Source organism: Pseudomonas neuropathica, from assembly GCF_015461835.1.
GTDB classification, from domain to species: Bacteria; Pseudomonadota; Gammaproteobacteria; order Pseudomonadales; family Pseudomonadaceae; genus Aquipseudomonas; species Aquipseudomonas neuropathica.
The window spans coordinates 96,627-111,413 of record NZ_JACOPX010000017.1; the positions used below are offsets into that span (position 1 = coordinate 96,627).

General features: G+C 60.6%; 15 protein-coding genes. 11 read left to right on the forward strand and 4 right to left on the reverse strand.

The genetic code is table 11. The features are described from left to right. Positions 1–53 precede the first annotated feature (53 nt). The 9 genes from H8F23_RS23535 (at position 54) to H8F23_RS23575 (ending at position 9,562) form a co-directional block, all read left to right on the forward strand. Entirely contained in the window at positions 54–1,652 is a 1,599-nt protein-coding gene (locus H8F23_RS23535) for a ShlB/FhaC/HecB family hemolysin secretion/activation protein (protein WP_194935958.1), read from the forward strand. A gap of 14 nt (positions 1,653–1,666) precedes the next feature. Further along, positions 1,667–3,463: a DUF2341 domain-containing protein gene (locus H8F23_RS23540; protein WP_194935959.1), complete on the forward strand. Its 1,797-nt coding sequence runs from the start codon at positions 1,667–1,669 to the stop codon at positions 3,461–3,463. 11 nt (positions 3,464–3,474) lie between these two features. Then, the gene (locus H8F23_RS23545; protein ID WP_003201710.1) at positions 3,475–3,900 is read left to right on the forward strand and encodes an ExbD/TolR family protein; all 426 of its coding nucleotides are present in this window, start codon (positions 3,475–3,477) and stop codon (positions 3,898–3,900) included. 3 nt (positions 3,901–3,903) lie between these two features. Then, complete coding sequence (locus H8F23_RS23550) at positions 3,904–4,608, forward strand: energy transducer TonB family protein (protein ID WP_194935960.1); 705 nt, start codon at positions 3,904–3,906, stop codon at positions 4,606–4,608. A 39-nt stretch (positions 4,609–4,647) separates the two neighbouring features. After that, entirely contained in the window at positions 4,648–6,345 is a 1,698-nt protein-coding gene (locus H8F23_RS23555; protein ID WP_108224805.1) for a putative porin, read from the forward strand. A 17-nt stretch (positions 6,346–6,362) separates the two neighbouring features. Continuing rightward, positions 6,363–6,992, forward strand: a complete 630-nt coding sequence (locus tag H8F23_RS23560; RefSeq protein ID WP_194935961.1) for a DNA repair protein — start codon at positions 6,363–6,365, stop codon at positions 6,990–6,992. A gap of 17 nt (positions 6,993–7,009) precedes the next feature. Then, positions 7,010–7,480: a YbjN domain-containing protein gene (locus tag H8F23_RS23565; RefSeq protein WP_116254711.1), complete on the forward strand. Its 471-nt coding sequence runs from the start codon at positions 7,010–7,012 to the stop codon at positions 7,478–7,480. Continuing rightward, on the forward strand, positions 7,477–8,424 hold the full coding sequence (locus H8F23_RS23570; RefSeq protein ID WP_194935962.1) for a peptidylprolyl isomerase: 948 nt from the start codon (positions 7,477–7,479) through the stop codon (positions 8,422–8,424). Before H8F23_RS23565 ends, H8F23_RS23570 begins: the two co-directional genes overlap by 4 nt. Positions 8,425–8,581: 157 nt before the next feature. Then, positions 8,582–9,562: a LysR family transcriptional regulator gene (locus tag H8F23_RS23575; RefSeq protein ID WP_194935963.1), complete on the forward strand. Its 981-nt coding sequence runs from the start codon at positions 8,582–8,584 to the stop codon at positions 9,560–9,562. Between the two features lie 360 nt (positions 9,563–9,922). Here the strand turns inward: H8F23_RS23575 and H8F23_RS23580 are convergent, their stop codons facing one another. After that, positions 9,923–10,681 (reverse strand): Ig-like domain-containing protein, encoded by a 759-nt coding sequence (locus H8F23_RS23580; RefSeq protein WP_194935964.1) that lies wholly within the window; start codon positions 10,679–10,681, stop codon positions 9,923–9,925. Between the two features lie 263 nt (positions 10,682–10,944). On the opposite strand from H8F23_RS23580, the gene H8F23_RS23585 reads away from it, so the two are divergent. Beyond that, entirely contained in the window at positions 10,945–11,463 is a 519-nt protein-coding gene (locus H8F23_RS23585; protein ID WP_194935965.1) for a GNAT family N-acetyltransferase, read from the forward strand. Between the two features lies 1 nt (position 11,464). Here the strand turns inward: H8F23_RS23585 and H8F23_RS23590 are convergent, their stop codons facing one another. Continuing rightward, entirely contained in the window at positions 11,465–12,157 is a 693-nt protein-coding gene (locus tag H8F23_RS23590) for an aspartate/glutamate racemase family protein (RefSeq protein ID WP_194935966.1), read from the reverse strand. Between the two features lie 213 nt (positions 12,158–12,370). On the opposite strand from H8F23_RS23590, the gene H8F23_RS23595 reads away from it, so the two are divergent. Next, a complete protein-coding gene (locus tag H8F23_RS23595; protein WP_194935967.1) occupies positions 12,371–12,862 on the forward strand; it encodes a hypothetical protein in 492 nt (163 codons plus the stop codon). A 190-nt stretch (positions 12,863–13,052) separates the two neighbouring features. Here the strand turns inward: H8F23_RS23595 and H8F23_RS23600 are convergent, their stop codons facing one another. Together H8F23_RS23600 and ccoN are read right to left on the reverse strand one after the other, a co-directional pair. After that, a complete protein-coding gene (locus H8F23_RS23600; RefSeq protein WP_194935968.1) occupies positions 13,053–13,271 on the reverse strand; it encodes a cbb3-type cytochrome c oxidase subunit 3 in 219 nt (72 codons plus the stop codon). Between the two features lie 18 nt (positions 13,272–13,289). Continuing rightward, complete coding sequence (ccoN, locus tag H8F23_RS23605) at positions 13,290–14,717, reverse strand: cytochrome-c oxidase, cbb3-type subunit I (protein ID WP_194935969.1); 1,428 nt, start codon at positions 14,715–14,717, stop codon at positions 13,290–13,292. Positions 14,718–14,787 lie beyond the last annotated feature (70 nt).

Sequence of the window (14,787 nt, forward strand, 5' to 3'; positions counted from 1 at the left end):
CATACACGCGGCGTTCGAAACGCCAACAGGTCATCGCGAATTCAGGGGGTAGTGTGGAACCGATTTTCAAGTCACGGCTGGCGCTGTGGGGCTGGCTGCTGGTGACGGCGGGCGTGCAGCCGGCATTGGCCGAAGAGGCTGCCAGCAACGCAGCAGCCCAGCGTCTGGTCGACGTCAACGAATACTTCGTTCGCGGCAACACCGTGCTCGATGCACGCGCGATTGAAGAGGCGGTGTACCCGTTTCTCGGCCCGCAAAAAGCCCTCACGGATATCGAAGGTGCTCGGGACGCATTGCAGAAGGCTTATCAGGAGCGCGGTTATCAATCGGTGTTCGTCGAGTTGCCGGAACAAGCCGTCGCCGACGGCATCGTCTACCTGCAAGTCAGCGAAACCAAGGTCGGCCGGGTGCGTGTGGTCGGCGCCAAACACTATTCGCCGCTGGACATCCGCGACGACGTCCCGGCGCTCAAAGAAGGCGAGGTGCCTGACTTCGCCAAGGTCCAGGGCGAACTGGCGCAGCTCAACAAAACCCCGGGCCGGCAAGTGATGCCGCTGGTGCGCGAAGGTCAGCGCCCCGGCACCATGGACGTCGATTTGCAGGTCGAAGACCAGAACCCGTGGACCGCCAGTGTTGGCCTCAACAACGATTACAGCGCCGACACCGAAAAGCTGCGCACCGTCACCAGCCTCGGCTACAACAACCTCTGGCAACTCGGCCATAGCGTCAACCTGACGTTCTTCACTGCGCCGCAGGAAACCGACAACGCCAAGGTCTGGTCGGGTTCCTACACCGCGCCGCTGACCGATCGCTGGAGCGTGCAGTTCTCCGGTTACCAGTCCGACAGCAACGTCGCCACCATCGGCGGCAGCAACGTGCTCGGCAAGGGCCACTCCTATGGCGTCTCGGCGATCTACACGCTGCCCTCCAGCGGCAACTGGTCGAATTCGCTGTCCGCCGGCATCGACTTCAAGGACTTCGACGAACGCCTGACCCTGTCCGGCGAGAGCGACAAAGTCCCTTTGCAATACGCACCGTTCACCTTCGCCTACAACGGCTATCGCTACAGCGAAAAAAGCCAGCTCGGCCTGGGTCTGAGTCTGGTTGCCGCGACCCGCAGCATTTTCGGCTACGGCAGTTCCGACGAAGATTTCGACTACAAACGCTACCGCGCCAAACCGAGTTTCGCCGTGCTCAAGGGCGACACGAATTACACCTGGACCTTCGACAGCGACTGGCAGAGCGCAAGCAAAGCCGCTTTCCAGTTGGCGTCCGGGCCACTGGTTTCCAATGAGCAATTCTCCGCCGGCGGCGCGACTTCGGTGCGCGGCTATCTGGCCGCCGAACGCACCGCTGATGACGGCTTGCTGCTCAGCCAGGAACTGCGCACGCCATCGCTGGCCAAGTACGCCGGTACATGGATGCAGGACTGGCGCTTCTACGCCTTTGCCGAAGGCGCACAACTTTACCTGCGCGACGAACTGCCGGACCAGGACGCCAATTACGCCTTGGCCAGCGTCGGCCTCGGCACCCGCGCCAGCCTGAGCAAATGGCTGTCCGGCAGCCTCGACTGGGGCTACCCGCTACTCGAAGGGCCGAACACCTCGAAACAGGAATCGCGCCTGCACTTCAACCTTCAAGCCACTTTCTGACAAGGAGCACGTTCATGCAGCGCCTCATTCTTTCGTTGTTTATCTGCCTGGGCTTCGTGCTCCCGGCCACGGCTCAGGCCTGGTGGCAGGACGACTGGCACTACCGCAAACAGATCGCCGTCGACACCACGCCACAAGGTGCAGCGATCAATCAGGCCCTCGGCCGCACCGCGCTGCTGGTGCGCCTGCACACCGGCAACTTCGCCTTCGACGGCGTGAAAGAGGACGGCTCGGACCTGCGCTTCGTCGCCGCCGACGACAAGACCGTGCTCAACCACCAGATCGAAAGCTTCGACGCGCTGATGGGCATGGCGCTGATCTGGGTTGATGTGCCGAATGTCGAGGGCGCTCAGCGCCAGGACATCTGGATGTATTACGGCAATCAGAAGGCGCCGGCGACCGGCAACGGCCAACTGACGTTTGATCCGAATTACACCGCGCTGTATCACTTCGATGGCGCCACCGGCACCCCGGCCAAAGACACCACGGCCTACGGCAACACCGCGCAAAGCGCCACCGGCGCGGCGATTGACGGCGTAGTCGGGCGCGCCTTGCAGTTCAGCGGTCAGCCGCTGTTGCTGCCGGCCAGTCCTTCGCTGCAACACAACGCTGGCAGTGCGTTCACCTTCAGTGCCTGGCTGCGTCTGGATCAGGCCAATGGCGAGCAACTGATTCTCGCCCGTCGCGAAGGCGCCTACAGCCTGCTGATCGGTGCAAACCAAGGCGTGCCGTTCGTGGAAATCGACGGCCAACGTGCCGTCGCCACGCAAGCGCTGAATCCAGGCCAATGGCAACACGTCGCGCTGACCGCCGAAGGCGCCAAAGTGACCCTGTACATCAATGGCCGCGAAGGCGCGACGCTGGCCCAGGCGATGCCGGCCTTCAACTCGGTCATGGCCATCGGCGCTGACGTGCACGAAGGTCCGTTCCAGCCGTTCGTGGGTGCTATCGATGAATTGCGCCTGTCGAAGGTTTCACGCCCGGCAGCGCTGTTGCTGGCCGACGCGACTTCGCAAGGTGCCGAGTCGAAACTGGTGGCTTACGGTGTCGACGAAGAACAGTCCGGTTTCGGTTTCGGCAGCCTCGGTTTCCTGCTCAACGCGGTGCCGATCGACGCCTGGGTGATCATCGCCGTGCTGGTGCTGATGATGCTCCAGTCGTGGATCATCATGCTGCGCAAGAACCGCAGCCTCAGCCGCGTCACTGCCGCCAACGAAGACTTCCGCGTGCAGTTCGCCAAGGTCGGCACGCGTCTGGAGATGTTCGCCGACGACGCGCAACTCGCCCAACGCCTGCAGCATTCTTCGCTATGGCGCCTGTACCTGGTGGCGGTCAAAGAGATCCGCACCCGTCGCGAGCAGGGCGCCGATACCTCGTCGGTGTCAGCGGCCACCATCGAAGCCATCCGCTGCTCCATGGACGGTGTGCGTACCCGCGAAAACCAGCAATTGAGTTCGAAACTCTCGACCCTGTCCAACGCCATCGCCGGCGGCCCGTACATCGGCCTGCTCGGCACCGTGCTGGGGATCATGGTGGTGTTCCTCGGCACGGCGATGGCCGGCGACGTCAACATCAACGCCATCGCTCCCGGTATGGCTGCTGCTTTGCTCGCCACCGCCATGGGCCTGTTCGTCGCGATCCCGGCGTTGTTTGGCTACAACCGCCTGATCACCCGCAACAAAGAAGTCAGCGCCGACATGCGCGTGTTCGTCGACGAGTTCATCACCCGTCTGGCGGAGATGCACGGCGAGAGCCAGTTCAGTGAAGCGTCGCATCGCGGCCATCACGCCAACCACTCCGTACCGGCCTGAGGAGCACCGACATGGCTTCTGTAAATGCCTCCCACGACGATGATGACGATGCCGCGGTGGACAGCATCAACATCACGCCCCTGGTCGACGTGCTGATGGTGGTGCTGGTGATGTTCATCCTCACCGCCACCGCGCAGGTTTCCGGAATCCAGATCAACCTGCCCAAGGCCAGCGCTTCGGTGTCGCTGTCCGAGGCCAAGACCAAGGCGATCTCGGTCAACGACGGCGGCCAGGTGTTCCTCGATGCTTATCCGGTGACCCTGGCCGAACTGGAAGAACGCTTGCGCATCGAGAAAGCGCAGAGCCCGGATTTCCCGGTAATCGTGCGCGGCGACGCGACCGTGCAATACCAGAAAGTCATCGAAGTGCTGGATCTGTTGCGCCGGCTCGAACTGTCCCAGGTCGGTCTTGTGACCGGCAAACCGAGTCAGGGCTGAGTCATGACCGCACAACTCCCGATCGAGCCGCTGCCGGTAAAAAAACCAGCGCTGCGTTATGCGAAGTGGGGCGCTGGCTTGCTGATCGGCGCGCTCGCCGCGTGGTTTCTGTGGCAGTGGGCCAACGACATGAGCGGCATCCGCCGCGAAGCGCCGAAGGTGCCGACGATCATTCCGTTGCCACCGCCGCCACCACCACCGCCGGAGAAACCGCCGGAACCGGAAACCCCGGTGGAAGAGAAAGTCGTCGAGCCCGAGCCAACGCCGGAACCGGAAGAGGTCAAGCCTGAGGAAGAGGCGCCGCCATCGCCGGCGGACGATCTGGCCAACCCAATGCAAATGGACGGCGATGCGCAGTCCGGCAACGACGCATTCAACATCGGCGCGGGCAAGGGCGGCGGCATGGCCGGTAACGGCGGCGGGCGCTTGGGCACGGGGACGTACAGCCAGTTTCTGGCGTTCACCTTCCAGCGCTTGCTGCGCGAGAACCCCGAGCTGCGCAACCTCGCGTTCTCGCTGCAGGCCGATGTCTGGCTGAGCAGCGTTGGCGAGATCACCCGGGTCGAGCTGATCAAGTCCAGCGGTAACCCCGAAATTGATACGCAAGTGCTGGCCGCGTTACGCGGTGCGCCGGCCCTCAGCGAACGGCCACCGGCCTCCATCACCTTGCCTGTGCGCCTGTCCCTGCAAGGGCGGCGTCCGGGTTAATTCACTTATTTACGCTTTGCCAAAAGGAGTTGTGTGCAGATGATTTCCAACGTGAATCGATTGTCCCTGGCGGTCGGCATGGTCATTGCGACCCTGGTCGGTCAGGCCGTGGCAGCGCCTGCGCCCTCGGAGAACGCCACGATCAATCTGATCCGCTTGCTGGTCGAGCAGGGCATTCTGAAACAGGACAAGGCTGATGCGCTGATCGCTCAGGCGCAGAACGAAGCGGCGCAGGCCAAACAGGCCGCCGCATCAACCGCAGTCGCGGCCGGGCCGGTCGCTGCGCCGGGTGACGTGCGTGTGCAATACGTGCCGGCCGCGGTGCGCGACCAGATCCGCGACCAGGTCAAAGCCGAAGTCATGGCCACCGCCAAACAGGAAAACTGGGCCGCGCCCAACAGCTTCCCGGAATGGGCGGCGCGCATCAGTTTCGACGGCGACATTCGTCTGCGTGACGAATCGCGCTACTACTCGGACAGCAACAGCAACGAGATCGTCGACTTTGCCAAGCTCAACAACAACGGCCCGTACGACGTAAACCCGAACAGCAGCACCAATTTGCCGCCGCTGCTCAACACCCGCGAAGACCGCACCAACCAGTTCCGCATCCGTGCGCGACTGGGCATGAAAGCGGAGATCTCGCCGCAATGGACTGCCGGCATTCGCATCGGCACCGGCTCGGACAACAACCCGGTATCGACCACGCAAAGCCTCGGCGGCGGCTTCGCCAAAAAGGACATCTGGCTCGATCAGGGTTACCTGAACTGGAAGCCTACGGATGAATTGACCCTGACCGGCGGGCGCTTCGCCAATCCGTTCATGTCCACCGACATGCTCTATTCCAACGACTTGAACTTCGACGGCGTGGCGGCGATTTTCGACCACAAACTCAATCGCGATTGGGGCGTGTTCGGCACCGTCGGCGCGTTCCCGGTGGATTACACCAACGACACCGCCAGCAGCAACGGCTTCGACAAGGAAGAGAGCGACAACAAGTGGCTGTACGGTGCGCAGATCGGCGCCAAGTGGGCGATCAACAGCAACAACCGTTTGAAAGGCGCACTGGCGTACTACCGCTTCGACGACATTCAAGGCCAGCGTTCCAGCCCTTGCGAACCGTGGGCCGGCGCGCCAGGTTGCGACAGCGATGGCAGTCGCGCAGCGTTCATGCAAAAGGGCAACAGCGTGTTCCTGCTGCGCGACATCACGCCGAACCCGCTCAACCCGACGACCACGCCGCAGCCTCAGTTTGTTGGCCTTGCTTCGGAATTCAATCTGCTCGATCTGAACGTGGTGTGGGATGCCGACCTGCCAGAAGATTTCAAACTGCGCAGCCAGGGCAACTACATCCACAACCTCGCGTACGACGAAGGCGACATGCGCAAGCGTTCGGCCGGGCAGATCGTCAACAACCTCGACAGCAACGGCGACATCGAAAGCGGCGCCAACGCGTGGATGGTGCAATTCACCCTCGGCAGCGCCCTTGACCTGAAAAAGCAGGGCGACTGGAACATGTTCGCTGGCTACAAATACATCCAGCCGGATGCCTTGCCTGATGGCTTCAACGACTCGTCGTTCCACCTCGGCGGCACCAACGCCAAGGGTTATTTCATCGGCGGCAACTACGGACTGGCGAAGAACGTTTACGCCACCGGTCGCTGGATGAGCACCGAAGCGGTGTACGGCGCGCCGTTCGACATCGACGTCTTGCAGCTTGAGATCAACACGCGCTTCTAAGGCGCCGGGAGAGGGTGATGAAAATCCGCTTTTTATGGCTGGGGCTCGGCATGTTGATTGCCACCGGGGCGAATGCCGAAGGCATGGAAGAACGCCTGCGCACGCAATTGCGCAGCACCACGCAACAGTTGCAGGCCCTGCAAAGTCAGCAGGCCCAGGCCAGCGCCGCGCAACTGGCGGCGCAAAGCGAAGCCAAGGCTGCGCAGGCGCAAATCAAGCAATTGAGCGCTGAACTGGCCAAGGCCAAAGGCCTCGCCGAGCAATTGGCCGGGCAGCAACAGAGCCTGCACAGCCAGGCGCAGGCGCAAGTGGCGGCCAGCGCCGAGCAGACCGGCAAGTTCAAAAAGGCCTATGACGAGTTGCTGGTGCTGGCCCGTGCCAAAGAAGCAGAACGGTCTAAGCTTCAAGCGCAATTGGCTGAACGTGACACACAAGTGCAGCAATGTTCAGTCAAGAATCAGCAGATGTACGGCGTCGCCAAGCAGATCCTCACTGCCTACGAAAACATCGACGTGGCCGAGGTGATGAAGATCCGCCAGCCCTTCGCGGGCAGTGCCCGGGTCAAGTTCGATGAACTGGCCCAGGGGTTTGGCGACGACCTCTACAAGACTCAATTCGACGCGCCGCAAGCTGCGCTCACGCACTGACAAACAAGGAAGAAACAATGACTCAATTGATCAGCCACGTATCGCCAAAATCCCTGACCGAAGTCCTGCAAGCCGCCGGTTATCGCGTCAACGAAACCGAGCAGAACGGCATCGTCCAGTTGCTCAGCGCCAGTCAGGGTATCGGCTACGCGGTGCGTTTTGGTAATCCGGCGGTGGAGCAGGGTAGCTACGTCGATTTCACTTTCAGCTGTGCGCTGCGGGTGCAGGGTGAGTTGCCACAGGGTGTGGCCGAGCAGTGGAACGCCAGCCGTCGTTTTGCGCGGTTGTCGTTGCAGGGCGAGTTTCTGGTGATGGAAATGGATGTGGTCGTGGCGGCGGGCGTGAGCAACGATCACCTGCGCGGCAACCTGGAATTGTGGGATCGCCTGTTGCAGGAATTTATCGTTTATCTGCGTGACTTCACTCAGGCAGCGCAAGCATCCACTTCTAAAGCGGCTGTCGCCGAGCAAGAGGAAGTCGCGCTGTGAAAAAGCCTGCCATGGTGATCAGCGCCGCAGCGGTGGCGTTGTTGGTGGTGGCCGTGGCGCTGGTGGTGCGGCCGGGCAGTGACCCGGTCGCCGCCCAGCAATCGTCGTCCGTGACGGCGGTTGCAACGGGGCCGGCGGTGGCGCGGTTGGGTAATCAGCAGGTAACCCCTGCGGAACTACAGACGTTGCTGGCGACGGTGCCAGCGGAAACCCGCGAACAACTGCGCGGCAATCGTGAGGCGCTGGAGCGCTGGATTCGCACGCGTCTGGCCGAGAAAGCGGTGCTCGAGCAGGCCGATGCGCAGGGCTGGGCGCAGCGTCCCGAGGTTGCGCGGCAGACCCGGGCGGCGACTGAGCAGATCGTCTTCCGTGATTACTTGCGTTCGGTCAGCCAGGTGCCGGCGGATTACCCGAGTGCCGCTGAACTGCAGCAGGCTTATGACGCGGGCAAAGCCAACTGGCAGACCCCGGCGTTGTATCGGGTCAGTCAGATTTTCCTCGGCGTAAATGATCCGCAGAATCTTGAATCGGTGCGCAAGCAGGCGCTTGAATTGAGCAAAAAAGCGCAGGCGACGCCGGCAGAATTTGCTGCACTGGCGACACAATATTCGCAGGATCGCGTCACCGCTGAACGTGGTGGCGATACCGGTCTGCAACCGTTGCAGCAACTGGTGCCGGAAGTGCGTGGTGCAGTGGCGCGACTCAAGGTTGGCGCGGTTTCTGATCCCGTCCAGAGCGCCGCCGGGTTCCACGTGATCAAACTCACCGAGCAACAACCGGCGCGTCTGGCGACCCTCGACGAACTGCGCGATCAACTGACCCAGGCCCTGCGTGCGCAACGCCAGGAACAAATCGCCCAGGCGTATCTTGACGGCATGCTCACCACCGCGACGCTGAGCATCGACGGCGCTGAACTCAACAAAGTCCTCGAGGAAAAACGCTGATCCCAGTTTCACCACAAATCCCCTGTAGGAGTGAGCCTGCTCGCGATAGCGGTGTGTCAGGTTAAGAAATGTCCACTGACACACCGCTATCGCGAGCAGGCTCACTCCTACAGGGAACTGCGTTAAGACAACTACAAAGATCGACAGGGAGTCATCGATGTCATTCACCGAACCCGCAGGACGACAGGGCAACCACGATTACCACTGGCCGCACGACCACAGCGAACCGTGGCTCGCACACGCCGCGACGATTGACGCCGACGTCGCCCAATACTTCCTCGTCAGCGCCCGCTGCGGCTGCTTCATGCAAGCCGCGCGCAGCCTCAACGTGCGCTCGACCTTGCTGCGCAAACAACTGGCCCAGCTCGAACAAGAACTGCAACACACCCTGTTCAGCTTTCAGGGCAGCGCCCTAAGCCTCACCCGCGAAGGTCAACAGTTACAGGCCAAACTGATAGCGCTGGCCAACGAACGCAAACTGCCGGTGATCGAGCAACCATTGATCCGCCTCGCCGTCGCCGAATCGATCCTCCACGACATCCTCGGCCGCGACCTGATTGCACTGCTGCGGCGCAACGCCAGCGTGCGCCTGGAAATCATCGCGCTGGACAGCGAACTGTCGCTGCGTGCGGTCAGCGCCGACATCGTCCTCTGGCTCGCCCACGGCGAAACCCCACACCCCGGCCCGACCTTCGCCACCAGCGACCCGCAAGCGCTGGCGCGCCTTGACTACCTGCCACACATCGCCAAACGCTACTCCCGCGTCACCGCCCGCCCGGACACCCCCGACGACCTCGCCGACTTCATGCTCGTGCAATGGCAGCATGATCGACAGATCGACAGCTTTCGTCCGTGGAATGAGTTGGTTGAACAGCGGTTGGCCGGGGTGGTGCAGATGCAGTCTTATGAATTGATGCTGGAGATGATCCGTTGCAGCGCGTGCATAGGGTTGTTGCCGGCGTACATGAGCCGGTTTGATCGTGGTCTGATCGCACTGCCGGGGTTGTTCGAGGAACCCATGCAATTGCAGGCTTGGCTGGCGGTGAACGCCGAGTCACAGAATGTGGCCGAAGTGCTGACCCTCACGGACCTCATTCATCACACTTTCTCCGAGCGCCACGAATGGTTTCAGTCCTGACGCATTTTCCTGTGGGAGCGAGCGTGCTCGCGAAAGCGGTCTGGCCACCGGTATTGATATCAACTGATCCGCCGCCATCGCTGGCAAGCCAGCTCGCACAGGGATTTGTAATGAGTCCGGATTTTGTGAGCACCCTGGAAAACTGTAGGAGCTAACCTGCTAGCGAAACCGCCCGATCAACCGCTGCGAAACCTGAATGAAAGGGCGCAAGGTAGAATTCTCAGATCCAGCCTCAAACCCGCAACGGGATCCGCCGTCCAGTACCTTCTCATGCAGGTCTCTTCAAATATTCCAGCTTGTTGATTTTGTTCACGAAAAATCGGAGATCTCTCAGGGGGCGTCTTCGTCCAGCCAGCGTTTTCAGTCGGGGACGGTAATAATGCAAGTGCCCAAAGTTGACGGCGAAACGCAACCGCCCCACATCGACCCATCCAGGAGATACCATATGATTTGTCTTGTCGTAACACCATCGCATCCAGCAGGGTTAGGCTCGAATCCCGCATAAAAATTATGAATATCCTCGTATCCGTCATAATCGTCTATTGTGTTTGATGCGCGGAAGAACGGGTTAAATCCGGGGTTTGTTTTTGCCCATGCCAGGGCCTGTGCATGGGTCATCTGCGTTTTATTCCAAAGCACCCTGCGTCTCGGGTTGTCGACTGTAATATCGATCACCTTGGTTTGACCCACTGAATCCTGAACCGTGATCGTGGCAGTACCTGTGAGGAGTCCTCTGATGTCGCCATTACCATTGACCGTTGCAATTTCAGGCCTGGATGATGTGTAGGTGATAGGGGGTGTACCACCTGTAGCTTTTCTGACCGTCCGGGATAGAGAAGGTATTGCGCCGGTCGGTGTCCACGGTAATCCGGTGCCAGCGATCGACAGTGTTATCCAATATAATTTGATCGGGGAGACGTCCACTACGAGTTCGGGAACCCCGGTCAGTGATCTTGCTTCCGATTCTGCGCCCGAGCCGTTGGCTCTGGTATCGCCTATGACAACGGCTTTTTCTGATGTGGCTTCTAGCTGGCGAACTTCGATACCGTTGGGCAAAACTTTGGTCGACGTTAGCGTTAGTGCGACGGCAGATGTTTGCGGCTCATTGTTAGTCGTCATGTTCAAGCTCCTGCATTGTGTTTGGACAGGAACAATCAAAGCGCTTTAAAAGGATTTGCGCACCTGTCAGATCTGACAGGTGCGGGCCGAAATCCGACGGATGGTAAGGGAGTGAGGCGGTCACATGTTCTTGTCATTTAATGAGCCGGCGACTGAAAAATCGCTCTCGCAAGCGTGTTCACTCCTGCCATTTTCGCTCTCGCCAGACGGGTTGCGTGCGGTTTAGAGTGGTCAGCCAAACATCGATCCAGGAAGGATCCGCCATGCCCGATCACAACGCCGCCATTCACATCGAACGCTTCAGCGAATCGCACCTCGAGGCTGTCACTGCGCTCTACAACGAACGGGCTGTCACCCGGCAGGTGTTGCAGATGCCGTTTCAGTCCGTCGACGTCTGGCGCCAACGGCTGCTGGCGGAAAATGAACGGGTGTTGAAGCTGGTCGCGCTGCATCAGGGCCAGGTCATCGGCCATCTGGGGCTGGAAAACTATTCGCGGGTTCGTCGCAGCCACGCCGGCAGCATCGGCATGGGGGTCGCGGTCGCGTGGCAGGGCAAAGGCGTGGGGTCGAAGCTGTTGGCGGCGGCGCTGGACGTCGCCGACAACTGGATGAATCTGCACCGCGTCGAACTCTCGGTGTATGCCGATAACGAAGCGGCCATCGCGCTCTACCGCAAATTCGGTTTCGAGGACGAAGGCCTGTTTCGTGATTACGCCGTGCGCGACGGGCAATGGGTCGACACCCTGAGCATGGCCCGTCTGCGCAATCGCCCGAAACCCTGACTCAGTCGCCCAATGCGAACGCCACCGCCGACTGAGCATGCAGTTCGGTGGTGTCGAGCAGGGGCAGGGCGCTGTGTTCGGGTTTGATCAACATGCCGATTTCCGTGCAGCCGAGAATGATCGCCTGCGCGCCGCGTGCGGTGAGGGATTCGATCACCCGCTGATAGATTTTTCGCGACTGATCGCTGATCACGCCGACACAGAGTTCGTCGTAGATGATCCGGTGCACGTCCTTGCGCTCGGCTTCGTCCGGCACCAATACCGTCAAACCCTGGGCAATCAAACGTTGCTTGAGAAAGTCCTGTTCCATCGTGAATGCCGTGCCGAGCAGGCCGACGGTGCGGGCATCAATGTCCAGAGCCGCCTGAGCGGCCGGTTCGGCAATGTGCAGAAACGGAATGCTGATCGCTGCCTGTATCTGTTCGGCGACCTTGTGCATGGTGTTGGTACACAGCACGACGCATTCGGCGCCACCGGCTTCGAGCCTGCGCGCGGCGTCCACCAGAATCGCTGCGGCATCGTCCCAGCGCCCGGCGTGTTGGGCCTGCTCGACGGGGCCGAAGTCGACGCTGTGCATCAGCAACTGCGCCGAGCGCAGCGGGCCGAGACGGTCACGGACTTGCTGATTGATGAGTCGATAGTATTCGGCGCTGGATTCCCAGCTCATGCCGCCGATCAGGCCGATGGTGCGCATTGGATGTCCTCAGGCAAATGACAATGTCGAGTGTTCAGGTCTGCCCGGAGTTTCCTTTTGTTCAGGCGTCGATGCCAGCAACTAATGACTGTACTGCTGATCTTTCACGCAAGTGTCATGGTGCTTCATCGGGCCTGGTGCAGGTTAAACGTACGCCGGGGCTGGTATCTGCCACTATCGACCTTTGCAGGTCCTTTTCCGAGGAACACCGCTATGGACGACGTACAACAACTGGGCGAGATGCTTCGTCATTACGCCGAGAGCGAAGCGCACAAGAAGCAACTGTTCGAGACGCAATCGGCCGCTTGGGCCACGAGAATTACCGCGCTGTTCGGGGAGATTCAGCAATGGCTGGAACCCGTGCAGGCGCCGAATCTGCTGGAGGTGAGTCGCGAGGCCTATGTCGCGTTCGGGCCGAGCACACCGGTGGAGACCTCGACCTTCAAGACCGAGAAGCTGAGCATTGTGATTGCCGGCAAACCGGTGGAGTTCGTGCCGGATGTGATGGGCAGTGGCGGGCAGATTTCATTGGCGGTGATGGGGCTGACGGCGGCGCGTTATGGCAGCATTTCGCTGGTCGGATTGTCGGACGGCACGTGGCAGTGGCGCAAGACCAATGGTTTGAAGGATCCGGATACGTTTGCCTTCGACGCCAATTTCCTTGCCCAGCAGTTGCAGAGTCTGATTCCTCGCGATCGTAGTTAAGATCAAGAGCTACCCCCTCACCCCAGCCCTCTCCCCCAAGGGGGCGAGGGGGAAAGGGAGCAGACCGAGTGTTGTTCAAAACCTGAGTTCGACTCGATATTTCAGATCGGCGTAACTCGAACAAACCACTCGGTCAGTCCCCTCTCCCTCTGGGAGAGGGCTAGGGTGAGGGCAGCCCGACAGATACCCCTCACATATCAAGATTCATCCACCCCGGCTTCGCCACCTCCGGCGCCACTGTTTTCACGGCTTTCCCCGTGGCCTGCTCCACCCGCCGAGCCACCTCGGGGTCATCGGCAAACGGCACCATGCTCGCCTCATCCAGACTGTCCGCCGTCTCCCGCCGCAAGCAGTACTCCACCGCCAGCCACAGAAACACCACGCCCAGCACATCAAAGAAAATCTCCATCACGTTGGGCTCCCTGCCTCAGGCGATCTGCGCTTCACGGTGGGCTAGCGCCACGTCCGCCACCCGCACCGTACGCCACACGTTATAGGCCATCAGCAACATGCCCGTGAGGAAGAACACCCCGCCGGCAAAGCGCACGATGAACCCCGGGTGACTGGCCTGCAGCGCCTCGACAAACGAATAGGTCAGCGTGCCGTCCTCGTTGATCGCCCGCCACATCAAGCCCTGGGTGATGCCGTTGACCCACATCGAGGCGATGTACAACACCGTGCCAATGGTCGCCAGCCAGAAGTGCAGGTTGATCAGCGGCGTGCTGTACATCTGCTCGCGGCCGAAGACTTTCGGCACCATGTGATAGGTCGCGCCGAAGGTGATCATTGCCACCCAGCCCAACGCGCCGGCGTGGACGTGGCCGATGGTCCAGTCGGTGTAGTGGGAGAGGGCGTTGACGGTTTTGATCGCCATCATTGGCCCTTCGAAGGTCGACATGCCGTAGAACGCCAGCGACAACACCAGGAAGCGCAGGATCGGGTCGGTGCGCAACTTATGCCAGGCACCGGACAAGGTCATCATGCCGTTGATCATCCCGCCCCAGCTTGGCGCCAGCAGGATCAGCGACATGGCCATGCCCAGCGACTGCGCCCAGTCCGGCAGTGCGGTGTAGTGCAAATGATGCGGGCCGGCCCAGATGTACAGGGTGATCAGCGCCCAGAAATGCACGATCGACAACCGGTACGAATACACCGGCCGATTGACCTGTTTCGGCACGAAGTAATACATCATCCCGAGGAACCCGGTGGTCAGGAAGAAGCCCACCGCGTTGTGCCCGTACCACCACTGCACCATCGCATCGGTGGCGCCGGAGTACACCGGATAGGATTTGAACCAGTCCACCGGAATCGACAGGTGATTGACCACATGCAGCATGGCGATTACCAGAATGAACGCGCCGAAAAACCAGTTGCCAACGTAGATATGTTTGGTCTTGCGCTGCACCACGGTGGTGAAAAACACGATCGCGTAAGCGACCCAGACCACGGCCATCCACACCGCGCCGGAGAACTCGATCTCGGCGTATTCCTTAGTGGTGGTGTAGCCCAGCGGCAGGGTGACCAGCATGATCACGATCACCGATTGCCAGCCCCAGAAGGTGAACGCGGCGAGTTTGTCTGAATACAGCCGCACCTGGCAGGTGCGCTGCACCGCGTAGTAACTGGCGGCGAATTGCGCGCTGCCGGCGAAACCGAAAATTACCAGGCTGGTGTGCAGCGGTCTGAGACGGCCGAATGTGGTCCACGGCAGGTCCAGATTCATCTCTGGCCATACCAGTTGCGAGGCGATCAACACGCCCATCGCCATGCCCACCACACCCCAGAAAATTGTGGCAATGACGAATTGGCGGACGACCTTGTAGTTGTAAGCCTGTCCGATTGTTGCTGTGCTCATGGTCAATTCATCCACGGTTGCAAAGTCTTGCCAGGCCACCCGGTCTGGCATGAGCTGCACTGTAGAAACC